The sequence below is a fragment of the Sphingomonas sp. GW821-FHT10C01 genome (assembly GCF_059415525.1).
Window position 1 is genome coordinate 134,910 of record NZ_JBWKNK010000003.1, and the last position, 23,812, is coordinate 158,721.

Here is a 23,812-nt window from a genome sequence, read left to right on the forward strand (position 1 = left end):
GCTCCCGTCGATGCTTGATTCTTATTGACTTTGATTTGCAATAATAGCCGTGAAAATGAATTTTACCCATAACGATCTATTCACGAAATAAATTCGCATTGAACAGTGTTTTCTGTTGTTGCCCAGAAATCATGCCCATATGTGTAGCATATATCGGGGGATATTACTGGTATTAGTTACCCCCGGCCCAGCATTATCCGGACCTGAGGGGGCTCCCATGGACATGCCTGATCCAGTCACGCCGCTCACGCCAGCCGAACTGGCGTTCGTGGCCACGCTCAACGCCACATGGACTCGAGACCAGGTGCTCACCCGTCTGAAGGCCGATCTTCAGACCGCGGTCGAGATCGAACTCGCGACGATCCCGATCTACCTCTACACCTATTACTCGCTTGTCCGGAACAACGAGAGCGGCGAGACGATCAGCGATGCCCAGCTCTTCGCCAACAAGGCGGGCGGCGTGATCATGAGCGTGGCGGTGGAGGAAATGCTCCACATGTCGCTCTCGTCCAACATCCTGTGGTCGATGGGCGTGATGCCCCAGCTCTACGGCAAGGCGCCGGGCGCCTATCCGACCGGGCTGCCCTATCACAATCCGCAGGGGCCGGCGGGACCGGACGGCAAGACCGCCGTGCTGATCCCGCTCGGCAAGCTGAGCTTCGAGCAGCTGTGGCACTTCCTCCAGATCGAATATCCCGAGCAGTGGAACGCCCCGCCGCAGGACAGCAACTGGGATACGATCGGCCAATTCTATTCGTATATCCGCTGCCTGCTGAGCACCCAGTTTCTGGACGATTCCGACTTTCAGCGCGGGTCGGTCGACAACGCGATCCAGCCGTACAACTACTCCCCGAACAACGTCGACACCGTCTATCCCTCGGCGGGTTTCGATCCGTGGAAGCCGGCACCGCCGGCAAGCGTCACCTGGGCCGACCCTGTACAGGGCGCGGCGGCCGCGGCGGTCTATCCCGACTATGCCGACAGCCATGCCGGCCAGAGCCAGCTGGTCGCGATCCGATCGATCCAGGACGCGGCGACCGCGATCGACACGATCTGCGATCAGGGCGAGGGCGTGCCGATCCCGGATGTCGGCCCCAGCCCCTATGACGATCCGTCGAAGGACGAGGAATCGCACTATGTGAAGTTCCTGACGCTCCAGGCGCAGTTCGCCGACTATGCCGGCACCACCGAAGTGCGCCCGCCCCAGCCGCCCGCGCCGACCGACGTGATCCAGCCCGCCACCGACGGCCAGGCGCTGCTCGATGCCGGGGTGCTGGTGAACATGCCCGACAGCCCGCTCGCGGCGAGCTATCCCGAATATTATGTCGACATCGCCAATTTCTGCAGCGCGTGCTTCCAGTATATGCTGGTGATGACCGAGACGGTCTATCTGGTCCCGCCCGAGAAGCAGAAGGTCTTCTTCAACGAGGGGCTGCACCGGTCGATGATCTGGGTGCTCGACAAATATATCCGCACGATCCGTCAGATCCCGATCCCGAGCGGCGCCTATGCGGGCACGATGATGGGGCCGACGTTCGAGAATGTGTCGCTGGGCGATCGGGTGGTGTCGTTCCAGGGGCTGACCGACTTCGGCAACAAGGCGATCGCATCGGCCAATGCGCTGATCGCGCAGCTCAACGCCGACGAGGTGGTCGAGCATGTCCAGGCACTGTTCGCGCCCGGCAGCACCACCGCCGATGCGGCCAAGATCGAAAAGGCCGACAGCGCGCTGATCGGCGTGCTCCAGAACGTCATCTACTATGTCGGTGTCGCGATCACGAAGACCGGCACCAACAACGTGCCCATGCACCTGCCCGATGTCGGTCCCTATTGGACCGCCGCCCAGCAGCGCTGACGCCCACGCGAGAGGAAAGACCCATGGCATCCTGCTCCACCCCGACCCCGTCGCCGGCGCCCGCACCGGGCGTTCCCGTGCCGACCCCCTATCCCTATGCCGCCGAGCCCGCCTTTCCGGGGCCGGGCGTGATCGGCCCGCAGCCCGAGGGCTTGCCGCTCCACGCCTGTATGGGGCTGAACGCCTGCGCGGGATCGGATCGCTTCGGCATGTTCGGCGCGCCGGGCCGCGCGCCCAATGCCTGTGCCGGGCAGGGCTATTGCTCGACCGGCACCGACCATACCTGCCACGTCCAGAACGAGTGCAAGGGACAGGGCGGCTGCGGCCTCTATGGAACCGGCGAGGAGATGAACAATCCCGGCGCCAATGACTGCCGCTCGCAAGGGTCGTGCGCCACGCCGATCAATGCCGAACGCTTCAGCACCAACGGGCCGAACCAGGGGCAGAGCGTCTGGCTGCGCGCACGGGCGGTGTTCGAGGCGAATTGGGAAGCGACCCGGCTGGAGCTGCTCGCGGCGCAGGCGCTGCAGAAGGTTCCTTCCGGCCAGCCCCTTCCGGCGGCGCTCGGCGACGCGCCGGCGGCGTTCGCGGCGACCGGGCCGACCTATCTGTGGATCTCGGCCGACAACAATGAGCGCGGCAACATGACCGCCTGTGGATCGAGCGGGATGAGCGGCGCCGGTGGCTGCAGCTGAGGATGCACTAGCGGGTCTGCCCCGGCTGGGACTGGGGCTGGGCCTGCGCAACGTCCATTTCGATGCGATCCTGTCGGGCGAGCGCCAGGACCTGTGGTTCGAGGCGATTTCCGAGAATTTCATGGACTCGGGCGGACGGCCGCGCGCGATCATCCGCGCGGTCGCCGAACGCTATCCGATCGTCCTGCACGGCGTCTCGCTGTCGATCGGCAGCACCGACCCGCTCGACAGGGCCTATCTCGCCTCGCTCAAGCGGTTGGCGGATGAGGTTCGCCCGGCCTGGATCAGCGACCATCTGTGCTGGACCGGCGTGAACGGGCATAATTCGCACGACCTGCTGCCGATGCCGCTGACCGAAGAGAGCCTGAACCATGTCGCGGCGCGGGTGCGCCAGGTGCAGGACATTCTCGAACGTCCGCTCATCCTCGAGAACCCCAGCTCCTATGTCCGCTTCGCCCAGTCGACGATGGAGGAACCGGCGTTCCTGCGCGCGCTGGCCGATCAAACCGGTTGCGGCCTGCTGCTCGACGTCAACAATGTCTATGTCAGCTGCTTCAACGCCGGCACCGACCCGGTCGCCTATCTCGACGCCTTTCCGTGCGACCGCGTCGCGCAGATGCACCTGGCCGGGCATCAGGATTTCGGCACGCACCTGATCGACACGCATGACCGCCCGGTGCGCCCCGAGGTGTGGGAGTTGTTCCGCATCGCCTGGGCGCGGACCGGAGGCGCCTCGACCCTGCTCGAGTGGGACGACCATATTCCGGACTTTGACGGCTGCCTCGCCGAACTGCACAAGGCCGAGCGCTACATGGCGGGAACCGCCGCGCCGCTTGAGGCCGCTGAACCGGGAAATCACGGCGAGGGCGTTTCGAACCCGGTCGGGTTCATCATCCCGCGCGCCATGGACAGCGTGATGGAGGATGCCGCGTGACCGCGCTGGCGGGAGCGCAGGATCGGATGCACGCGGCATTGATCAACCCCCATGCCGATCCCGACGCGGCGCGGGCGCTGTTCGCGACCGGCGGCAGGCTCGGCGCGGCGGGCGGATTGGCGGTCTATCAGCGCGGCTATTTCCTGCGCATCGCCGCCTGCATGCGCGAGCAGTTTCCCGCGCTGTGCCACGCGCTCGGCCGCGCGCTGTTCGACGATTTCGTCGCCGACTACATCCGCGACTGTCCGCCCGAACGGCACACCCTCTATGATCTTGGCCGCCGGTTCCCGGACTGGATGGAAGCCAACCGGCCCGATGCGCAAGCGCGCGAGGCCTGGGTCGATTTCATGATCGATCTCGCCCGGTTCGAGTATCTGGCGTTCACGATGTTCGACGCGCAGGGCAACGAGGGACGCCCCTTCGCGACACCCGATACCGCGGACAGCGCCTTGCGCCTGCAACCCGCTTTCGCACTGGGCAGCTATCGCTTCCCGGTCGCCGGCTATTACCACGCCGTGCGCCGCGGAGAGGCGCCGTCGCTGCCCGTGCCGGCGCCCTGCCACATCGCCCTTGTTCGCAGCGATTACGTCACGCGCACCGTCGCGTTGAGCGAGCCGCAGCATTGTTTTCTCGCCGCGATGCTGGACGGGAACGATGTCACGGCCGCGCTCGCCAATGCCTCGGCGCGCTACGGGCTCGATCCGGCGGCGCTGGACGGGATGTGGCGCGGAGCACAGGGCAGCCGCCGGCGCTGGATCGAATGGGGCTTCTTCGCCGCCGCCGATTGTGACCCAGCGAGCCGTTCGCGCTCATGATCGGATACGGCCCGCTAAGCGAACATCAGCGGGTCGCTGATCCCGTCGGCTCCGCGCTCGACACGACCGGCAAGGCGGATCTCGATACCCGGCTGCGACACCGTCAGGTCATACCAGCCATGATCCCTAGCGAGCTTCCATAGCTCGACGGTCGCGCGCCCAGCGGCAATCGTCACCCCTCGGGACGCCGACGGATCATAGGCGTCATTCCCGATCACCGCTTTACCCGCGCTGGTATCCGCGAAGTCGAGTCTGAGCGCATGCGCCTTGATATCGTAGCGAGCGGAAAGACGCGCCGCGACCGAGGCGGCGCCGAGCGTGCCGCGAAAGCTCCGGTGAAATCCGTTAGGGCCGAGTACCCACAGGTCAAACCCGCCGTCGGACCCGGCAGCCCAGCTATCGTCGATCCGCTTGCCGGCCTCGACCGTATAGCGGCGCGGAATGCGGTCCAGGGCGCTGCGGTCATAGACGTGGAACACCGCCCCCGCCTTGCCGTCATTGATGAAGTCGAGCGTGATGGCGTTGCGCGCCTTGTCGATCCGCGCATCGACATGGAGCAGATAGGGCAGCGCGCGGGAGCGGCGCAGACCCCTTTCCTGAAACAGCGCCTCGGCGGCACGCGGCGGCAGGGCCTTGCCGCGCTTGAGGTGCGCCGCGAGGATCGCACCCGATCCGCTGACATCGGGCAGTGCCGGGAAGGTCGCGTCCGCCGCCTTGGAGAAGTCGAAGCATGAGGTGAGGTCGCCACAGACCGCGCGATGCCAGGGGCTGATCGCCGGAATGGTGACGCCGAAGCGCTGCTCGATGAACTGGCCGACCGAGGTATGATCGAACACCTGGCTGTTGACCCAGCCACCCTTGCTCCACGGCGAGACCACATACATCGGCACGCGCGGGCCCAGGCCGAAGGGGCGCGTGGTGCCGGTTATGGTGTCGTCGCGCGAGGTGTATTTGTCCTCATGATCGTCGAAATAATGTCCGGGCAGCGGCAGCGTCGCCTTGCCCGCGAGCGTGCCGTCGGCGTTGTAGGAAGGCGGCGCCGAGGGCGGGAGGTGATCGAACAGCCCGTCATTCTCGTCGAAGGTCTGGAAGAACACCGTGCTGGCCCAGGTGTCCGGATTGGCGGTCAGCGCATCGAGCACGCGCGCGGTGAATTCGGCCCCTTCGATCGGGGTCGAGGCGGAGGGATGCTCCGACCATTCCTTTGGCGGCAATACCCAGCTGACCGCGGGCAGCGTGCCGTTCCTGGCGTCTTCCGCGAGCGTTTCGAGCGAGTGATGCGACATGCCGCGCTCGAACAGCGGCGATCCCGGTTTCGCCTCGCGGAAACCCTTGAAGGCGAGGCCGCCGTGCATCGCCCCGGTCCAGTTGTCGTTGGGATCCTGATAGATGCGCCAGTCGACCCCGGCGGCTTCCAGGACTTCGGGGATTGTCGCCCATTCGAGCGCGTTGCCGGCATAGGTATAGCCCGGCTCGGGCAGTGCGCCCTTGATCCAGCAGCGCAGATTATTGGGCTCGGACCGATCGTCGCGACAGTTGATGCCCTTGGCCGCGACCGCTGGATCGAAGTTGGAGCCCGACCAGAAGACGATGCGGTTGGGATCGGTGCCGGTGGTGATCGAGCAATGATAGGCGTCACAGATCGTGAACGCTTCGGCGAGCGCGAACTGAAACGGGATGTCCTCGCGCCGGTAATAGCCCATCGAGTAATCGGTCTTGAACTTGGGCCACAGCCCGAACTTGCCCTGGTTCCACGCCGCCTGCGCGTCGGCGAAGCTGTGCGGCGTGCCCGGCACCTTGAGCGCATTGGTCGTCGCGGTATCGAGGTGGAAGGGCGGCAGGTCGCGCGCGCCGTTGCTCTGCGCCCACACCGTCTTGCCGCCGGGCAGCGGGATCGGATGGCGATCGCCAAAGCCACGCACGCCCTTCATCGTCCCGAAATAGTGATCGAAGGAGCGGTTTTCCTGCATCAGGATGACGATGTGGCGGACGTCGCGGATCGTGCCCGTCGTCCGCTTCGCCGGAATGGCGAGCGCCCGGCCGATGCTGGCGTGAACGGCGGCGGCGGACCCGGCGACGCCTGCGGCCTTCAGGAAATCGCGTCTCGACTGGCTCATGGTTGGTGCTCCGGAGGAAAGGGGGAATGAGCAATCACTGCCAGACCCGGCGCGCGCGCGCGGCGATCAGGTCAAGCGAAAGGATGACGAGGAAGATCGCGATCAGGATCGTGCCGACATGACCATATTCGTAGAGGTCGAAGCGGCCCTTGAGCTCCTGTCCGATGCCGCCCGCGCCGACGAGCCCGATCACCGTCGCCATGCGGACGTTGCGATCGAGCGCATAGAGGGTGCAGGCGATATGCTGGGGCAGGACTTCGGGCAGAATGGCGAAGCGCCAAATGGCGATCCGCCCGGCGCCCATCGCCTGCAGCGCTGCCTGCGGGCGCGGATCGGCATCCTCGATATCGTCGGCATAGAATTTGCCGAGAAAGCCCGCGGAGTGAAAGGCGAGCGCGAGCACGCCGGCGATCGGCCCGAAGCCGAATGCGATGACAAGGAACAGCGCCGCGATCAGCTCGGGCATGGCCCGCAGGAACGCGGCGATGGCACGCGCGCCCGCGCCGATCGCGGGGTGCGGCGTCAGGTTGCGCGCGCCCATGAAGGCGAGCGGCCAGCCGATCGAGACCGCGAACAGCGTTCCCCAGAGCGCGATCTCGATCGTCTCGAGCATCTTCGCCGCGACCAGGAACAGATAGCCGAACGGTTCGACCAGCCAGCCGGTGCGGACGGTGCGGGTCTCGCTGCGCAACGTATCGGGGTTGAGTTCGGCGACGCGGGTCTCGACGGTCTCGATATGCGCGAACGGGGGCAGACGGCTGGGGTCGAACCCCTCGATCCGCGCGATCTCACGCCGGGTCGAAAGCTGGATCGGCACCAGCTGGCCCAGCGTGGCGCCAAGTCCGTCGCCAACCTGCGAACGCTCGGCCAGCCCCAGCGGCACCAGCACCGCTTCGCTGGTGAGTGCAACCATGCGCGGGATTTCCACGCGTTGAGCGGTGATCCAGAGGACAGCCAGTGTGCCGAGCAGCATCGCGAGCGTGCGATGTCCGAATAGCGGGGGAAAACGCCAGGGTGTGGCCGGGCTGGTCATGCCTGTACCCTCCGCATTCCCGCATCGTGACCGGGCACCGTCTCGACGATCGTGCCACGGTCGATCGTGATGACCCGGTCGGCGAAGCGTCGCGCGAGTTCGGGCTGGTGAAGCGTGCACAGGATCGTCGTGCCGCTCCGCCGCGCTTCTTCGCGCAGCACGGTCAGCGCTCGCTCAGCGGTTGCGGGGTCGAGGCTGGCCACCGGTTCGTCCGCCAGAATCAGCCGGGGCGCGGGCAACAGCGCGCGCGCGATCGCGACCCGCTGTTGCTGGCCACCCGACAGCGCGTCGGTACGGCGGGCGAGCTGGCCCTCCTCCAGGCCGAGCGCTGCGAGCAGGGAAGTCGCCCGCTCGCGGTCCGCCGCTCGATAGCGGCCGGCCAGCGCACGCCAGAGTGGCCCATGCGATGCTTGTGCCGCCATGACATTGGTGGCGACGCGCGCGCGGCCGGACAGGCCGAAGGCTTGCGGAATCACGCCGATCTGTCGCCGAAGCGTCGCGGAGGGGGCAATGCCGTCGATCGTCACGCGACCGGTTTTGAGATGCCCCAGCCCGCTCACGCAACGCAGCAAACTGGACTTGCCCGCGCCCGAACCGCCAAGGATCGCACAGAACTGGCCCGTCGGAATTTCCAGCGTCAGGCGATCAAGGGCCATAAGCTCGCCGAACGCCACCGTCACATCATCGAAGCGGACCTCCATCCGTCTAGCGCTCCGCCGCCTTGCGCAGCAGCGCCGCCTTCAGCGGGCCGCTCACCTGGGCCATCCTGATCTCGGCCGACCGGAAATGCGCCGGCGTGACGTCTGCATCGTAGCCGTCGACCTGCGCGCCGCCATAGCCGCGGATCATCTCGGGGGTGACGCCCGGACTGTGGCTGATCTTTTCAAAGGCGTCGCGCAGCTTCGCGCGCGTCGCGGCGGGCAGGCGGGTGCTCAGGATCAGCGGCGGATAGGGGATGGGTTCGCTGCGCGCGAGCACGCGGACCTTGCGGACACCGGGCAGATCGGCACGCACCGCCTTGTCATAGGATTCGAAAGAGAGCGCCGCTGCGTCGACCTTGCCCGCGAGCAACGCGGTCAAGCTCGCCGAATGCGAGCCCGCGATCCGCACTTCGGACAGGTCGCGCGACGGATCGATGCCCGCATCCATCAGCATGGTGACGGGAAACAGGAACGCCGCGGTCGAGTTGAGATCCCCGAAGGCCACGCGATGGCCACGCAGATCGCCGATCGCCCGGAACGGCGCGTCGGTGCGGACGAACAGCCCGGAATAATAGACCGAGCGGCCGCCCTTGACCGCGACGGCAAGCAGCTCGGCGCAATGGCGTTCGCGTGCTTGCAGATAGGTGACGGGGCCGACAAAGGCGATGTCGGTGGCGTTGTTGCACATCGCCTCAACCACCCCGCCATAGGATTGCGCGACCCTGAGGTCGAAGCGAAGCCCGGTTTGGTGCGCGATCGCGTTGAAGATGGGCCGATAGTCGGCGAGCGTCCCGCTCTCGGTGCCGCCATCGGCGGGGATCAGGAGTACGCGCAGCGCGGCTGGTGGTGGCGTGCCGGGCGTCTTCGCAAACCAGCCGGCACCGACAGCGAGCAGCGCCGCCAGTCCGATCGCGATCGTCTTTTGCAGCATACGCACTCTCCCTCGTCCGGCGGGACGGGTGCGCGCTACGCTTGAGCTGTGACAGCGCCATGAACCGGAATCCTTCGCGATCGCACGGGCCGGCGCCGTTTCCGGCACCGGCCCGAAACGTCAGAACTTGGTGGTGTAGGAGGCGTAGATGCTGCGCGGCTTGCCCTCGAACGCATAGCCGTAGAAATAGGCCGGGGTGTTGACCTTGATGTCGCCGCGGATGAACGCCGAGCTGAAGCGCATGTTGCCGTAGCCGTAGCGCTCGCCATATTTCTCGTCGAAGATGTTGACGAGGCGCAGCTGGAACCGGTGTTGCTGCTTGTCCCCGGCCCAGAAGCCGATCGATCCGTTGAGCAGGAAATAGTTGCCGAAATTGTGGCGCAGCGCGTTGTTGACGCCGCCGGTGGCATATTCGGGGCCCTGGTAGCGCGGATAGAGCGTCAGGTGGAACCGGTTGTCCGGGCTGTGCCAGGCGACATTGCCGCCGATCATATACTCGGGCGTCTCGTTGATCTGCAGGTCGCTGTCGGCGAGATGCGCCTTCTGCCGGGTGAAGTTGACGTTGAGCGAGAAGTTGCGGCCGATCAGGACGTCGAGATCAGCGGTGAGGCCGCGAATCTCCGTCACCGGCGTGTTGTTGAAGAAGATCGACTGGCCGGGCTTCCAGTTGATGACACCCGCAGCCGCGGCTTCGGCGGCGTCCTTGGGCAGCTTGGTCTGGATGCGGCCGGTGACATTGGTGCGGAAGGCGCCGATTTCGGCGTTGATCTGGACGTCGCCGAGCGTCTTCGTGAAGCCGATCCCGCCATTGAAGGTTTCGGTCTGCTCGGTCTTGAGGTTGGGGTTGCCGATCGAGGTCGGGGTTTCGAGGAAGAGCTCGTTGGTGCGCGGCAGGCTGTAGGACGTGCCGCCATTGCCACGGATGTAGAAATCGCCAACCGGCTGGCGGAAACCGAATTTCCAGATCGTGCGCGAGCCGAAGCTGTCCGCGAAATCGGTGCGGACCGCCAGCGACAGCTTGGTTTCCGGACTGAACGGAATGACCGGGCGCAGATCGGCATAGAGGCCGGTGATCGTGTTCGACTTGTTCGAGATCGGGAAGACCGGATCGGAATCGTTCTTGTACGAGACGATCTGAACGCCGGTAACCAGCTCCAACAAATTGGGCAGGGTCAGCGTGTTGCGAAAGTTGAAGCCCAGCTCGCGGAAACCGCCGACCTTCGAATCCTTGCCGAACCCCTTGTTGGGATAGGGGATCGATTTCCCGGTGGCGTTGCCGAACGGGATCAGCTTGCCGCCCGACGGGTCGGGGCAGCCCGTGGCGATCTTGCAGATTTCGGCAAAGGTCTCGGTGTTGTTGAGCTGGGGATTGCTCCAATAACCCGCGATCTCGGTGTACAGCCGGTCCGACCAGCGGCGATCGAGCGTGAAGTCGACGATCGGATAGCGCACGCGATTGGGCGAATAGGTCTCGTTGTCGGGGAACGGGTCCTGGAACTCGATCTGGGTGTACTGGCCGCCGATGCGGAACTCGCTCTTGTCGTCGACCTTGAACAGATATTTGAGGCCGATATTGCTGCGGTTGAGCGGGTATTTCTGGATGCCGCCCGCCGCCGCGACATTGTCGACATAGGATTCAGGCGCGAAGATGCGCGGGCCGTCGGTCTGGATCGTGCCGCCATAGACCATCACGCTGTGGCGTCCCGCTGAATCGAGCGGGAAGCTGGCATTGCCCCAGATCTCGCGCGTGTTGAACGAGCCGTACTGGCCGCCAAACTCGAACTTGCTGGTCCCATCGGGGCGCTTGGTGACCAGGCTGATCACGCCGATCCCGCCATTGCTGCCAAAGAACAGGCTGTTGCCGCCGCGAAAGACCTCGACCCGCTCGATCATGTGCGGATCGATCGTGGTGGTGCCCCAGATATCCTCGAGCGCCGGGCCGCGATCGTACAGCGGGACGCCGTCGAGCACGACCAGCGTGTCGCGATCGCTGCCGCCGTCGAGACGGATCGTATATTCGCCCTCATCCGGCGAGTAGCCGACATTGGCGCCCTTGATCAGGAACTGCGCGATCTCGGCGAAATTGGTCGCGCCCGTCGTCGCGATCTGCTGCGAGTCGATGATCTGCACCTGGTTGCCATATTCGATGGCCTGCGCGGCGAGCGGGGTTTCCTTCTCCTGCTTGCCGGTGACGACGACCTCGTCGGAGCGCTCCTCGGTTTCGGCGGTTTCCCTGTCGGTCTTGGCATGCGCGATGCCCGGAAGCACGCTGGCGGTCGCGAGCAGGCCAAGACAAAGGGCGGAGCGGAATGTTGAAGGCATGTGCACGGTGAAACCCCCGTTTGAGAAGCGGTGCACCGCAACTGGGGCCGACCCGCGCCGGAATGGCGATTCGATGTCGGCACCGCAGCGGCGTGCCGGGTCCGCCTAGGGAGGGCCTGTGACACAAAAATGAATATGAATCATTTTTGTGATTATAGAATTTGAGCTCGATTCAATATTGAACTGGAGGCCAGCGCTGATATTATCGCGATTCCGATCAGCGACAGGGCGGCTCAAAGCAGAAAAATGCGCAAGCTGGATGACAAGGCGGGTGACGGTTCGGGCAAAGTCGTCGATGACGGCCCCGTGGAGAACGCGCTCTCAAGAATGAGGATTGCGCAACCTTCAATGTCCAAGGGCGCGCGCCGGATCGCCGACTATATCCTGGCCCAGCCCGACGAGATCGTTCGCATGTCGGTGACCGAACTGTCCGACGCGGTCGGGGTCAGCGAAGGCAGCGTCATCAATTTCTGCCGCGGTATCGGGCTGACCGGCTTCCAGCATCTAAAGCTCAGCCTGGCGCGGGAAATCGTTCAACCGGTGCAGTTCATCCACGAGGATGTCGCGCGCGATGACGATATGGGTACGATCTGTCGCAAGATCTTCCACTCGGGGATCCAGGCGCTCAGCGACTCGCTGTCGGTGCTCGATCCCCAGGCGCTGGGCAAGGCGGTCGGCGTCATCCGCAACGCGAAGCGTGTCGAAATCTATGGCATCGGCTCGTCGGCGCCGATTGCCGAGGATACGCATTACCGGATGATGCGGATCGGGCTCGACGCGCGGGTGGTGATCGACAGCCATGTCCAGGCGATCAGCGCCTCGCGCTGTGATCCCGATGTCGCGGTGCTCACCATCTCGCACAGCGGCGCGACGCATGAGACCGTGGCTTCGACCCGGCTGGCAAAGGAGGCGGGCGCACGCACGATCGTGATCACCAACTTCGCGCGTTCGCCGATTCAGGCCTATGCCGATATCGTGCTCTTCACCATGGCGCGCGAAACGCGATTTCGGACGGAGGCGATGGCAAGTCGGATCGCACAGCTTTGTGTGGTCGACGCGCTGATCGCGGCGCTTGCACTCAACGATTATGACCGTTCGACCGAAACGCTCCGCCAAACCTTCGAGGTCTTGTCGATCAAGCGATTCTAGGTCGTGAACCCGCCGCGGATCGGGGAGGCTGCCGTACCGCATAGCTCGCATTGACAGCCGCACATCTTTTCTAGGCTTCAAATCCCACTTCTGAAGTATGATTTGGAACCCCTCATCGAAAAGGGGTTCCCATGCGTAACGTGCCGTTCAAATTCCGCCTCGCGGCGACCGTCGCCCTGGTGGCGGGCACGCCTGCCTATGCCGTCGCCCAGGAAACGGAAGGCACGACAGCGCAGGAGACTGGCGATAGCGAGATCGTCGTGACCGGCACGCGCGCCACGGGTCGCTCGCGGCTCGACACCGCATCGCCGGTCGATGTGCTCGGCGGCAACACGCTGCGCAATCAGGGCACGACCGAGCTTGGCGCGGCGCTCGCGGCGGTCGCACCCTCGATCGATTTCCCGCGACCCTCGGCGGTCGACGGCACCGACGCGATCCGGCCCGCCACGCTGCGCGGCCTGCAGCCCGACCAGACCCTGGTGCTGATCAACGGCGTGCGCGCCAACAGCTCCGCGCTGCTCAACACCAACGGATCGGTGGGTCGCGGTTCCTCGGCGGTCGATCTCAACACCATTCCGACTGCGGCGCTCGATCGGATCGAGGTGCTGCGCGACGGCGCATCGGCGCAATATGGCTCGGACGCGATCGCGGGCGTGATCAACCTGCGCCTGCGCGAGGCACGGTCGGGCGGCGGCGCCACGCTGACCTATGGCTTCTACAATACCGAGATCAACACGGCGCGCGGATCGCGCAGCACCACCGGTGAACCATCGATCACCGCCAGCGTCTGGCAAGGCTTCGGCTTTGGCTCCGACGGCTTCGTCACCGTTTCGGGCGAGTATCTGAAGCGCGAGGCGACCAACCGCGCCGATTACGATCCGCGCGTGACACCGACCCGCATCACCGGCCGCTTCGGCGACCCGCGCGTCGAGCAGTTCACCGGCTTCGTCAACGCGGGCACCAGCATCTCCGACACCTGGAGCCTCTATGGCTGGGCCGGCTATCAGGACCGTGACAGCCGCAGCGTCGCCTTCCCGCGCCTGCCCGCCGCCGCCGCCGCGGTGTCGGGCATCTGGCCCAACGGCTTCCTGCCGGTGATCAACACCAAGTCGCGCAACCTGAACACCGCCCTCGGCCTCAAGGGCGAGTTGGCCGGGTGGAACGTCGATCTCAACGTCAGCTACGGCCGCAACCAGATCGACTTCCACACGCTCGATTCCGCCAACTACGCCTATGGCAATGCGTCGCCCAAGAACTTCTATGACGGCGCGATCACCTACGATCAGTGGGTCGCCGGCCTCGACGTCGCGCGGACCTTCGACATACTGGGGTCGCTCAACGTCGCCTTCGGTGTCGAAGGGCGCCGCGAGGGCTACAAGATCGAAGCGGGCGAACTGGCCTCCTACGGCTATCCGACCAGCGGCGCGGTGCCGGGTCAGGCGCCGGGCGCACAGGGCTTTGGCGGCTTCTCTCCGCTCAACGCGATCCAGCGCAGCCGCCGTGCTGCCAGCGCCTATCTCGACCTGGAGGCGCAGCTGACCGACACGTTCCTGATCGGTCTGGCCGGACGCGTCGAACATTATTCGGACTTTGGCGAGACCGCGAACGGCAAGATCTCGCTGCGTTACGACATCACGCCCTGGCTGGCGCTGCGCGGTACCGCGTCGACCGGTTTCCGCGCGCCGAGCCTGCAGCAGCAATATTTCACCTCGGTCGCGTCGGTCATCCAGAACGGGTCGCCGATCCTGACCGGTACCTTCCCCTCGGTCAGCCCGGTCGCGGCGGCGCTGGGCGGCAAGCCGCTCGAACCGGAAAAGTCGACCAACTTCTCGGTCGGCACCGTGATCCGCAGCGGCGGGTTCGATCTGACCGTCGACGCCTATCAGATCCGGCTGCGCGACCAGCTCGGCCTGTCGGAGAATATCCAGGCGAGCTTCAGCCCGCAGGTCGCTGCGATCCTGGCGCCGTTCAACGTCCAGGCCGCGCGCTTCTTCATCAACGGGCTGCGCTCGCGCGTCCGCGGGATCGACGTGGTGGCGCATTACCGCCTCACCACCGAGAGTGCGGGCAAGTTCGACCTGACGCTGGCGGGCAATGTCAACCAGACCAAGGTGACCCGCGTGCCGACCTCGACCGCGACGATCAATCCGGCGCCGGTGCTATTCGCGCGCAGCCGCGTGCTGACGCTGGAGCAAGGCACACCGGGTGAGAAGGTCAGCGGATCGCTCGACTGGTCGCTCGACGGAATCGGGGTCACCGCGCGCGCGACCTATTATGGCAACGTCAACCAGCCGGGTACGACGCCCACCGCCGACATCAACACCGGCCGCCACGTCGTCACCGACCTTGAGCTGCGTTACCAGCCGGTCAAGGGCGGGCAGTTCGCGATCGGCGTCAACAATCTGTTCGATGTCTATCCCGACGCGGCGCTGGCGAGCCAGAACACCACCGGCGTGGTCGCCTTCCCCTATTACTCGCCCTTCGGCTTTGGTGGCCGTTACCTCTACGCCCGCGTCGGACTGAGCTGGTGAGCAAGGTGACGGCAGCCGGTGCCCGGCGGCGGCTGCCGTCGTTCGGGGTCCAGGTGCTCGCGGGCATGGCGCTCGGGCTGCTGCTCGGGCTCGCCGCGCGCGCGCTGGGTCCGGACCAGCTCGCGGGCGCGGCACTGGGAGAAGGGCTGCGCACGATCGGGCAGATCTTCGTCCAGCTGCTGAAGGCGCTGGTGCCGCCTCTGGTCTTCACCGCGATCGTCGCGTCGATCGCGGCGCTGCGCGATCTCGACAATGCCGCGCGGCTGGCGTGGCGGACACTGTTCTGGTTCGCGGTCACCGCGCTGATCGCCGTCACGATCGGCATCACGCTCGGCCTTGTCATCCAGCCGGGGCTTCATGCCGGGATCGATCCTGCGGCGGCCAAGGTGCCGGCGACCAGCGGGTCGTGGCTCGACTTCCTCAAGGGGCTGGTGCCCGCCAACTTCCTGGGGCTCACCGCTTCGACCACGCTGAACGATGGCCGCGCGACCACGGGGCTGTCGTTCAACATCCTTCAGATCATCGTCGCGGCGGTCGCGGTCGGCGCGGCGGCGGTGCGGATCGGCGAGAAGGGCGAACCGTTCCTCGCCTTCAACGCCTCGGCGCTCGCGCTTTTCCGCCGCCTGCTGCTGTGGGTGATCGCGCTGACCCCGATCGGCAGCGCGGCGCTGATCGGTGACGCGGTCGCGCGGTATGGCTGGGATGCGCTGTCGGCGCTCGGCGCGTTCGCGGGCGCGGTCTATCTCGGCCTGCTGCTGGTAATCGCCCTGGTCTATCCGACGCTGCTCGCCGCGAACGGGCTCAACCCGTTGCGCTTCTTCGCGGGGGCGTGGCCGGCGATCCAGCTCGGCTTCGTCTCGCGCTCCTCGATCGGCACCTTGCCGGTGACCGAGGAGGCCGCCGAACGGCTCGGCGTGCCGCGTGCCTATGCCAGCTTCGCCGTGCCGCTCGGCGCGACGACCAAGATGGACGGCTGCGCGGCGATCTATCCCGCCATCGCCGCGATCTTCGTCGCGCAATTCTACGGGATCGAACTGACCCTGGCGAGCTATGTGCTGATCGCCTTCGTCTCGGTGATCGGATCGGCGGCGACCGCCGGGCTGACCGGTGCGACGGTGATGCTGACGCTCACCCTGTCGACTCTCGGCCTTCCGCTGGAGGGTGTCGGACTGTTGCTCGCGATCGACCCGATCCTCGACATGGGGCGGACCGCGGTGAACGTCGCGGGACAGATTCTGGTGCCGGCGATCGTGGCCAAGCGGGAAGGCGTGCTGGACGAAGCGCGCTTCGACGGCACCGAGCGGTTGCCGCAGCCCGCATAACGTGGCGGGCCGCCCCGGCGGGCGGCCCGTCCTGCATTTATCTGGCGCGCGCGGCCTGCGCCGCTCCCCAGACACGCAGGAAATTCCCACCCCAGATCGCGTTGATCTGCTCGGCGGAATAGCCGCGCCGCAGCAGCTCGGCGGTGACGTTGGGCGCTTCGGCCTCGCTGTCGAAGCCGGTGACGCCCGCGCCATGGTCGAAATCGGTGCCGATGCCGACATGCTGCCAGCCGATCCGCTTCGCGACATAGTCGATATGGTCGGCATAGTCGGCAAGCGTCGCGCGCGGCGCGGCGGCGCTGGCGGCGTCGAGATAGGCTTCGCGCTTCGCGGGCGGCAGTGTGTCGCTGTCGTCATAGGCGGTCTTGTAGGCAGCGGGCAGGCCGAAGCGGACACGGACGGCGGACACCTTGGCCCGCTCCGCCTCCGTCGCGACATGCAGATAGGCGGAGAAGGGCGTGAGCTGGACGATCCCGCCCTTTGCCTTGATCGCGTCGAGCTCTGCGTCGCTCAGGTTGCGGGTGTTGTCGATCAGCGCGCGGACGTTGGAATGCGTCGCCGCGACCGGGGCCCGGCTGAGCGCGAGGGTTTGCAGCAACGCGTCGGTCGAGAGTTGCGACACGTCGATCAGCGCGCCCAGATCGTTGAGCCGCTTCACCGCCGCGCGCCCGAGCGGCGACAGGCCCTTATGCTCCGCCACCGGCTCCTTGTCGGGACGCGAGCTGTCGGAGAATGCGTTATGCCCGGCATGGTTGAGCGCGAACACGCGCGCGCCGTCGCGATAGAAGCTATCGAGCTGCGACACGTCGCCGCCGATCGAGCGCGCGTTCTGGAAGCCGATGATCAGCGCGATCTTGCCCCGTGCGTGCAGCGCCTCGACTTCGGCGGGTGAGCGCGCGATCCCGACCGATGCCGGATTGTCGGCGGCGAGCTTCCGGATCAAGGCGAGCTTGGCGTCGGCTTCCTTACGCGCCGCCGCAACCCCCGCCGCGTCGCGCGGTCCCGGGCCGACGGCGACCGACAGCACCACCGCATCGACCCCGCCGGCCTTGAGGCGCGGAACATCGACGCGCGACCCGCCATCGGGGAGATAGTAGCGTCGCGGCGTTTCGGGCAGCAGCACATCGGCATGGCCGTCCAGCACCAGCGCCTTGGCATGGACTCCGGCCGCCGCCGGGAGTGGGGCATCCTTGGCCCCCGCGGCCGGTACCAACGTGAGTGCGGTCGTGGCGATCAGCCCCGTGAGTAGAAACCTGCGCATCGAAACGATTCCTCCGATAGGGTCAGGCTCCATCCTCAATCTATAGTGATTGAGTAGGATTTACGCGGAAATTCGGCTTTCAGCCGGTGAAGTCAGGCCATTGGCCGGAACTGTTACCGTCCATCGCCGCAGTTGTATTATGGGTCGCATTGAATTATATACCGCCCGATATGGAAAGCGTTGCCACCCTCCCCGCCAAGGGCCGCCCCCGCGAATTCTGCGTCGATGCCGCGCTCGCCGCGGCGCTGCGCGTGTTCTGGAGCAAGGGCTATGAAGGCGCCTCGCTCAACGACCTGACCGAAGCGATGGGGATCACCCGCCCCAGCCTCTACGCCGCGTTCGGCAACAAGGAGGCGCTGTTCCGCAAGACGCTCGACCTCTATGAGGCCGAGAAGCTCTGTTACATCAGCGCCTCGCTCGAACAGCCCAGCGCGCGCGAAGTGGCGCACCATCTGCTCAACGGCAGCATGAAGAACCAGACGAGCAAGAGCGAGCCGCATGGCTGCCTGGGCGTGATCAGCTCGGTCGCGTGCGGCGAGGAGGCGGAGTGTATCCGCCAGGAAGTGCTCGAACGCGGCAAGGTCGCGCGCCGCGCGCTCGTCGCGCGACTGGAGCGCGCCCGGGACGAGGGCGATCTGCCCGCCGCCGCCGATATCGAAGGGCTGACCAGCTTTCTCTATGCAATCATCCAGGGGATGGCGGTGCAGGCCGGCGCCGGCGCGACGCGTGCGGACCTCGAGCGGTTGATCGATACCAGCATGGCGATGTGGCCGTCCAAATAAGGACTTTCAGCCGGTATCGATAAAAATATATCGAGCGGTACGAAAAGCCATTGACGCAGCGCAGCACGATTTCTATACCGTGTGGTATAGAAGATGGGCGAACCTCCCCGGGGACGCCTCAGGCATCGAAAGGGAAAGCGATGCGTCGATGTACGATTTTCTGAGGACTGACTTCGGGCGCTGACGCCCGGTCCATCCGATATCCAATTCCGGCAGCAGCTCCGGCGAACCGTGTTTCGCCGTGTGGGGGCATGCGTTCCGCCGACCATCTTGTTCAGGAACACCGCGCTTTGGCGGCCGATGACGCTCGCCCCGCGCGCATGGAGGAGACACGACCATGGCTTATCTCGCTTTTGCCGAAGCCGGCGTCCCGGTTGCCGCACCGTCCGCCGTTTTCACGTCCCCCAAGCCCACCGCCCCTGCTGCACGGGCGCAGTTCTCTGCGCTCGAATGGTCGGTGGTCGCACTTGCCGAGCGCGATTCGCTCTCCACCTTGCGAAACCCCAGCCGCATGGCGGTCGCGCTCGGCAATCTTTTCGGGGACACCCGTAATCCCAAGCTCGCCGACCCGAAGCTTGAGGCGCTCCGTCGCCTCGCGGTGCTGACCTGGCACCATGGCTATCGCGTCGCGGAGTCCGCCGTGCGTGCCTTCGTCGCCGCCGGCTTCACCCTTTCACAGTATGAGCTGCTCGCGGGCAGCATCGTCAGCGCGCGCGCCAAGCGCCGGAGCAATTCACGATGAACATGATCACCCGTATCGAACCCGTTGAGGAAGTCTCGAAGCGCCGCTTCCGCGATCTGCCGCTGTGGCAGCGCGTGTCGGCGGTCGTGCTGCCGCTCGCCGCCATCGGCGCGGGCGTCGGCCTGTTCAACCGGGAGGCGCCGGCGCTCGCCGCGCCGCCGCCGCCCACCGTCACCGTCGCCACCCCGCTGGCGCGCGACCTTACGCAATGGGACGACCATGTCGGCCGGTTCGAGGCGTCGAAGAGCGTCGAGGTGCGCCCGCGCGTCTCGGGCGCGGTGACCGCCGTCCACTTCACCGACGGCGCGATCGTGCAGAAGGGCCAGTTGCTCTTCACCATCGATCCGCGTCCCTTCGCCGCCTCGCTCAACGAGGCGCGTGCGGGTGTGGCTCAGGCGCAGAGCGATCTCGCGCTCGCCGATGCCGATCTCGCGCGTGCCAGCCGGTTGCTGACCGAGGATGCGGTGTCGAAGAGCGACTATGATCGTCTCGCCGCCCGCGTCCGCGCGGCGCGGGCTTCGCTCGCCGCGGCGCAGGCCCGTGTCGGTGGCCGCGCGCTCGACGTGCAGTTCACCCAGGTCCGCGCACCGATCACCGGTCGCATCTCCGACCGTCGCGTCGATGCCGGCAACCTCGTCTCCACCACCGATGCGGGTGGCGGTACGTTGCTGACCACGATCAACGCGCTCGACCCGATCTACTTCACCTTCGACAGCTCCGAGGCGCTCTACCTCAAGGCGCAGCGCGAGCGGAGCAAATCGGGTGCGGCGGCGCAACAGGTCGAGATCAAGCTGCAGGACGAAAGCGGTTATAGCTGGAAGGGCCGGGTCGACTTCACCGACAACGGGATCAGCGCCCAGTCGGGCACGATCCGCGCACGCGCGGTGATCGACAACCCGGACTATTTCCTGGCCCCCGGCATGTTCGGCAATATGCGCCTGACCGGCGGATCGCCCGAGCGCGCACTGCTCGTCCCCGATGCGGCGGTGCGTACCGACCAGGCGCGCAAGGTCGTGTTCGTCGTCGGCAAGGACGGCACGGTCGCCGCCAAGCCGGTGACGCCGGGTCCGCGCATCGGCAGCCTCCGCACCATCCGCGCCGGCCTCGCGCCGACCGACAAGGTGGTGATCCAGGGGCTGCAGATGGTCGCGCCGGGCGCCAAGGTGACCGAGCGTGCGGGCAAGATCGAACTGCCCCGTGGTCCGGCGGCCCAGCCGTCCGCTCAGGTGAACGAACCTGCCGCGTCGCAGGCGACTATCGCGCGCTGAGCGTCCGATTGCGGTGCCAGCCCGCTCCCCCACCCGGCCACCCATAGGGTAGCTTTGCCGGGTAGCCGGGCGGGGGAGCGGGCCGACACCGCCAACATCAAGAGAATGTCCCACTCCGCCCGCAGTCTTGCGGGCGGAGCTAGCCAAGGCTTTGCCCGATGCGCTTCAGTCATTTCTTCATCCGCCGCCCGATCTTCGCGGGCGTGATCGCGATCCTCATCACGATCATCGGCGCCTTCGCCTATTTCGGGCTGCCGGTATCGCAATTCCCCGCCGTCGTCCCACCGACGGTCACGGTCGCCGCCAATTATCCCGGCGCCTCGGCCGAGACCGTCGCCGACACCGTCGCCGCGCCGATCGAACAGCAGATCAACGGCGTCGACAACATGCTCTACCAGTCGTCGCAATCGACCGGTGACGGGCGGGTGACGATCACCGTCACCTTCAAGCTCGGTACCGATCTCGATACCGCGCAGGTGCTGGTGCAGAACCGCGTCGCGCTCGCCGAACCCAGCCTGCCCGAGGAAGTCCGGCGGCAGGGCGTGGTCGTGCGCAAGACGTCGCCATCTTGGCTGATGGCGGTCAACGTGCTCTCGCCCGACAACTCGCTCGATCGCGGCTATGTCTCCAATTACGCGCTGACCCAGATCAAGGACCGGCTGACCCGTGTCGACGGGATCGGCGACGTCCAGGTGTTCGGCGCGCGCGACTATGCGATGCGCGTATGGATCGATCCGGGTCGAGCGTCCGCGCTTGGCCTCACCGCCGGCGAGGTGGTCGCGGCGCTGCGCGCGCAGAACGTCCAGGTTGCCGCCGGCACCGTCGGCCAGCCGCCGTTCGACACCGGTGCCTCGCAGCAGCTCAGCGTCGAGACGCAGGGTCGCTTCAAGACCGCCGACGAATTCGCCGACCTGATCGTGCGCACCGATGCGTCGGGCGCGATCACGCGCGTCCGCGATGTCGCGCGGGTCGAACTGGGTGCCGAGGATTATGGCGTGAACGCCTATCTCTCGGGCCAGGACTCGATCATCATGGGCATCACCCAGCGGCCGGGCACCAACGCGCTCGCCGCGGCGGAAGGCGTCAAGGCGCAGCTGGCCGAAGCGTCGAAGAGCTTCCCCAAGGGGCTTGAGTACCGGATCATCTGGAACCCGACCGAGTTCATCAGCGAATCGATGGACGCGGTGATCAAGACGCTGTTCGAGGCGGTGCTGCTCGTCGTCCTCGTCATCCTCGTCTTCCTGCAGAGCTGGCGCGCCGCGGTCATCCCGATCGTCGCCATTCCGGTGTCGCTGATCGGTACCTTCGCGGTGCTGGCGGGGCTGGGCTATTCGCTCAACACGCTGTCGATGTTCGGGCTCGTGCTGGCGATCGGCATCGTCGTCGACGACGCGATCGTCGTGGTCGAGAATGTCGAGCGCAACCTCGAACACGGCATGTCGCCGCGCGAAGCTTCGCACAAATCGATGGACGAAGTGTCGGCGGCGCTGGTCGCGATCGTGCTGGTGCTGTGCGCCGTGTTCGTTCCGACCACCTTCCTCACCGGCATCACCGGCGAGTTCTACCGCCAGTTCGCGGTGACCATCTCGGCCGCCACGATCATCTCGCTGATCCTCTCGCTCACGCTTTCGCCCGCGCTCGCCGCGCTGCTGCTCCGCCCCAAGGCGGAAGAGGCACCGGCCAGCGGCTGGCGGCGCGTGGTGTGGCGCGCGGGCAACTGGTTCAACCGTAACTTCGATCGCCTCGGCGACTGGTATGCCGGCATCACCCAGCGCTTCGCCACGGCGCCCAAGCGGATGTTCGTCGTCTATGCCGGCCTCGTCCTCGCGACCGGCGCGATCTTCACCTCGACCCCGGCCGGGTTCATCCCCGCGCAGGATCAGGGCTATGCGCTCGCCGCGATCCAGCTGCCCGCGGGCAGCTCGATCGAGGAGACCGACCGCGTGCTCAAAAAGGCGGTGAAGAAGCTGCTCGAGGTGCCCGGCACCGAGGCGGCGGTGATGTTCTCCGGCTTCGACGGCGCATCGGGCACCCAGGCGTCGAACGCCGCGGCCGCCTATGTCACCTTCAAGCCCTTCTCCGAGCGCGCCGGCACCGACCGGACCGAACTCAATATCGAGAACGACATGCGCGCCGCGCTGGCCGACATCAACGAAGCGATGGCGTTCGTCATCCCGCCGCCCGTCATTCAGGGCGTCGGCAATGGCGGCGGCTATCGCATGATGGTGCAGGACCGCAGCGACGCCGGCTATCAGGCGCTCGAAGCGGCTGCGGGCGGCGTGATCGGGGAGGCGCACAAGAGCAAGGAGCTCGCCAACGTCTTCACGCTGTTCAACACCGCGACCCCGCGCATCTATGCGAACATCGACCGCGCCAAGTCCGACATGCTCGGCGTCCCCGCGAGCCGCGTGTTCGAAGCGATGCAGGTCTATCTCGGCTCGTCCTACGTCAACGACTTCAACCTGCTCGGCCGCACCTTCCGGGTGACCGCACAGGCGGATGCCCAGTATCGTGACGATCCGGCGGACATCGCGCTGCTCAAGACCAAGTCCAACGCGGGCGGGATGGTGCCGATCGGCGCGGTCGCGACGTTCGAGGACCGCACCGGGCCGTATCGCGTCACCCGCTTCAACCTCTTCCCCGCGGTCGAGGTCGATGGCGACACCGCGCCGGGCTATTCCACCGGTCAGGCGCTGGCGCGGATGGAGGTCATCGCCAAGGATCTGCCCCAGGGCTTCACGGCGGAATGGACCGACCTCGCCTTCCAGCAAAAGGCGGCGGGCAACATCGCGGTGCTGATCTTCTCGCTGTCGGTGGTGTTCGTCTTCCTGGTGCTGGCGGCGCAGTTCGAAAGCCTGATGCTGCCAATCTCGATCATCCTGATCGTGCCGATGACGCTGCTGGCCGCGATGCTGGGCGTCAACTTCAGGGGGCTGGATAACAATATCCTCACCCAGATCGGCCTGATCGTGCTGATCGGCCTGGCCGCGAAGAACGCGATCCTGATCGTGGAGTTCGCCAAGCAGGCCGAGGAACGCGGCGCCACCGCGCTCGAGGCGGCGGTCGAGGCGGCACGGGTCCGGCTTCGTCCGATCCTGATGACCAGCTTCGCCTTCATCCTGGGCGTGCTGCCGCTGGTCACCGCTTCGGGTCCGGGCTGGGAGCTGCGTCAGGCGCTGGGCACGGCGGTGTTCTACGGCATGATCGGCGTCACCGCCTTCGGCCTGATCTTCACCCCGACCTTCTACGTCGCGTGCCGCGCGCTCGCCGACCGGATCAAGCGCCGCCCGCGCGGCGGTGCCCCGGTGGCCGAAGTGCAGCCCGCGGAATGATGAAAACAGGAAAGGAGCAAAC

General features: G+C 66.2%; 17 protein-coding genes. 11 read left to right on the forward strand and 6 right to left on the reverse strand.

Annotation, left to right across the window (positions count from 1 at the left end):
- Positions 1–223 precede the first annotated feature (223 nt).
- From AC07M1_RS14650 to AC07M1_RS14665, 4 genes are read left to right on the forward strand one after another with little or no spacing between them, the layout of a single operon-like run.
- Complete coding sequence (locus AC07M1_RS14650) at positions 224–1,855, forward strand: ferritin-like domain-containing protein (RefSeq protein ID WP_495163363.1); 1,632 nt, start codon at positions 224–226, stop codon at positions 1,853–1,855.
- A gap of 23 nt (positions 1,856–1,878) precedes the next feature.
- A complete protein-coding gene (locus AC07M1_RS14655; protein ID WP_495163364.1) occupies positions 1,879–2,550 on the forward strand; it encodes a hypothetical protein in 672 nt (223 codons plus the stop codon).
- Positions 2,537–3,484: an MNIO family bufferin maturase gene (bufB, locus tag AC07M1_RS14660; protein WP_495163365.1), complete on the forward strand. Its 948-nt coding sequence runs from the start codon at positions 2,537–2,539 to the stop codon at positions 3,482–3,484. The genes AC07M1_RS14655 and bufB overlap by 14 nt, the downstream gene beginning before the upstream one ends.
- Positions 3,481–4,299, forward strand: coding sequence for an HvfC/BufC family peptide modification chaperone (locus AC07M1_RS14665; RefSeq protein WP_495163366.1), 819 nt, complete (start codon positions 3,481–3,483; stop codon positions 4,297–4,299). The genes bufB and AC07M1_RS14665 overlap by 4 nt, the downstream gene beginning before the upstream one ends.
- Before the next feature lie 14 nt (positions 4,300–4,313).
- Here the strand turns inward: AC07M1_RS14665 and AC07M1_RS14670 are convergent, their stop codons facing one another.
- The 5 genes from AC07M1_RS14670 to AC07M1_RS14690 all read right to left on the reverse strand — a co-directional run bounded on the left by AC07M1_RS14670 (position 4,314) and on the right by AC07M1_RS14690 (position 11,403).
- Positions 4,314–6,416, reverse strand: a complete 2,103-nt coding sequence (locus tag AC07M1_RS14670) for a phosphocholine-specific phospholipase C (protein WP_495163367.1) — start codon at positions 6,414–6,416, stop codon at positions 4,314–4,316.
- Between the two features lie 34 nt (positions 6,417–6,450).
- Positions 6,451–7,449 carry a phosphonate ABC transporter, permease protein PhnE gene (gene phnE, locus AC07M1_RS14675; RefSeq protein WP_495163368.1) on the reverse strand — a complete coding sequence of 333 codons (999 nt, stop codon included), beginning with the start codon at positions 7,447–7,449 and terminating at the stop codon, positions 6,451–6,453.
- Positions 7,446–8,150, reverse strand: a complete 705-nt coding sequence (locus tag AC07M1_RS14680; protein ID WP_495163369.1) for a phosphonate ABC transporter ATP-binding protein — start codon at positions 8,148–8,150, stop codon at positions 7,446–7,448. Before AC07M1_RS14680 ends, phnE begins: the two co-directional genes overlap by 4 nt.
- Positions 8,151–8,154: 4 nt before the next feature.
- Complete coding sequence (locus AC07M1_RS14685) at positions 8,155–9,081, reverse strand: phosphate/phosphite/phosphonate ABC transporter substrate-binding protein (protein WP_495163370.1); 927 nt, start codon at positions 9,079–9,081, stop codon at positions 8,155–8,157.
- 120 nt (positions 9,082–9,201) lie between these two features.
- A complete protein-coding gene (locus AC07M1_RS14690) occupies positions 9,202–11,403 on the reverse strand; it encodes a TonB-dependent receptor plug domain-containing protein (RefSeq protein WP_495163371.1) in 2,202 nt (733 codons plus the stop codon).
- 246 nt (positions 11,404–11,649) lie between these two features.
- Between AC07M1_RS14690 and AC07M1_RS14695 the strand changes: the two genes are divergently transcribed.
- The 3 genes from AC07M1_RS14695 to AC07M1_RS14705 all read left to right on the forward strand — a co-directional run bounded on the left by AC07M1_RS14695 (position 11,650) and on the right by AC07M1_RS14705 (position 16,405).
- Positions 11,650–12,552: a MurR/RpiR family transcriptional regulator gene (locus AC07M1_RS14695; RefSeq protein WP_495163372.1), complete on the forward strand. Its 903-nt coding sequence runs from the start codon at positions 11,650–11,652 to the stop codon at positions 12,550–12,552.
- Positions 12,553–12,683: 131 nt separating this feature from the next.
- Entirely contained in the window at positions 12,684–15,083 is a 2,400-nt protein-coding gene (locus AC07M1_RS14700) for a TonB-dependent receptor plug domain-containing protein (protein WP_495163373.1), read from the forward strand.
- Positions 15,080–16,405, forward strand: a complete 1,326-nt coding sequence (locus AC07M1_RS14705; RefSeq protein WP_495163374.1) for a dicarboxylate/amino acid:cation symporter — start codon at positions 15,080–15,082, stop codon at positions 16,403–16,405. The genes AC07M1_RS14700 and AC07M1_RS14705 overlap by 4 nt, the downstream gene beginning before the upstream one ends.
- Positions 16,406–16,442: 37 nt before the next feature.
- Here AC07M1_RS14705 and AC07M1_RS14710 read toward each other — a convergent pair whose 3' ends face one another.
- A complete protein-coding gene (locus AC07M1_RS14710) occupies positions 16,443–17,666 on the reverse strand; it encodes a dipeptidase (RefSeq protein WP_495163375.1) in 1,224 nt (407 codons plus the stop codon).
- A gap of 170 nt (positions 17,667–17,836) precedes the next feature.
- On the opposite strand from AC07M1_RS14710, the gene AC07M1_RS14715 reads away from it, so the two are divergent.
- From AC07M1_RS14715 to AC07M1_RS14730, 4 genes are all read left to right on the forward strand, one after another.
- Positions 17,837–18,448 carry a TetR/AcrR family transcriptional regulator gene (locus AC07M1_RS14715; RefSeq protein WP_495163376.1) on the forward strand — a complete coding sequence of 204 codons (612 nt, stop codon included), beginning with the start codon at positions 17,837–17,839 and terminating at the stop codon, positions 18,446–18,448.
- 337 nt (positions 18,449–18,785) lie between these two features.
- Positions 18,786–19,190 (forward strand): hypothetical protein, encoded by a 405-nt coding sequence (locus tag AC07M1_RS14720; RefSeq protein ID WP_495163377.1) that lies wholly within the window; start codon positions 18,786–18,788, stop codon positions 19,188–19,190.
- A complete protein-coding gene (locus AC07M1_RS14725) occupies positions 19,187–20,458 on the forward strand; it encodes an efflux RND transporter periplasmic adaptor subunit (RefSeq protein ID WP_495163378.1) in 1,272 nt (423 codons plus the stop codon). The genes AC07M1_RS14720 and AC07M1_RS14725 overlap by 4 nt, the downstream gene beginning before the upstream one ends.
- Positions 20,459–20,616: 158 nt before the next feature.
- Positions 20,617–23,790 (forward strand): efflux RND transporter permease subunit, encoded by a 3,174-nt coding sequence (locus AC07M1_RS14730; RefSeq protein ID WP_495163379.1) that lies wholly within the window; start codon positions 20,617–20,619, stop codon positions 23,788–23,790.
- Positions 23,791–23,812: the final 22 nt, after the last annotated feature.

Bases quoted from the DNA above. Each gene is read 5' to 3' on its own strand.
- AC07M1_RS14715 (WP_495163376.1), top strand. From the start codon at position 17,837: ATGGAAAGCGTTGCCACCCTCCCCGCCAAGGGCCGCCCCCGCGAATTC.
- AC07M1_RS14720 (WP_495163377.1), top strand. From the start codon at position 18,786: ATGGCTTATCTCGCTTTTGCCGAAGCCGGCGTCCCGGTTGCCGCACCG.
- AC07M1_RS14680 (WP_495163369.1), bottom strand. From the start codon at position 8,150: ATGGAGGTCCGCTTCGATGATGTGACGGTGGCGTTCGGCGAGCTTATG.
- AC07M1_RS14670 (WP_495163367.1), bottom strand. From the start codon at position 6,416: ATGAGCCAGTCGAGACGCGATTTCCTGAAGGCCGCAGGCGTCGCCGGG.
- AC07M1_RS14655 (WP_495163364.1), top strand. From the start codon at position 1,879: ATGGCATCCTGCTCCACCCCGACCCCGTCGCCGGCGCCCGCACCGGGC.
- AC07M1_RS14700 (WP_495163373.1), top strand. From the start codon at position 12,684: ATGCGTAACGTGCCGTTCAAATTCCGCCTCGCGGCGACCGTCGCCCTG.
- AC07M1_RS14730 (WP_495163379.1), top strand. From the start codon at position 20,617: ATGCGCTTCAGTCATTTCTTCATCCGCCGCCCGATCTTCGCGGGCGTG.
- AC07M1_RS14710 (WP_495163375.1), bottom strand. From the start codon at position 17,666: ATGCGCAGGTTTCTACTCACGGGGCTGATCGCCACGACCGCACTCACG.
- AC07M1_RS14650 (WP_495163363.1), top strand. From the start codon at position 224: ATGCCTGATCCAGTCACGCCGCTCACGCCAGCCGAACTGGCGTTCGTG.
- AC07M1_RS14685 (WP_495163370.1), bottom strand. From the start codon at position 9,081: ATGCTGCAAAAGACGATCGCGATCGGACTGGCGGCGCTGCTCGCTGTC.
- AC07M1_RS14695 (WP_495163372.1), top strand. From the start codon at position 11,650: ATGCGCAAGCTGGATGACAAGGCGGGTGACGGTTCGGGCAAAGTCGTC.
- AC07M1_RS14725 (WP_495163378.1), top strand. From the start codon at position 19,187: ATGAACATGATCACCCGTATCGAACCCGTTGAGGAAGTCTCGAAGCGC.
- phnE (WP_495163368.1), bottom strand. From the start codon at position 7,449: ATGACCAGCCCGGCCACACCCTGGCGTTTTCCCCCGCTATTCGGACAT.
- AC07M1_RS14690 (WP_495163371.1), bottom strand. From the start codon at position 11,403: ATGCCTTCAACATTCCGCTCCGCCCTTTGTCTTGGCCTGCTCGCGACC.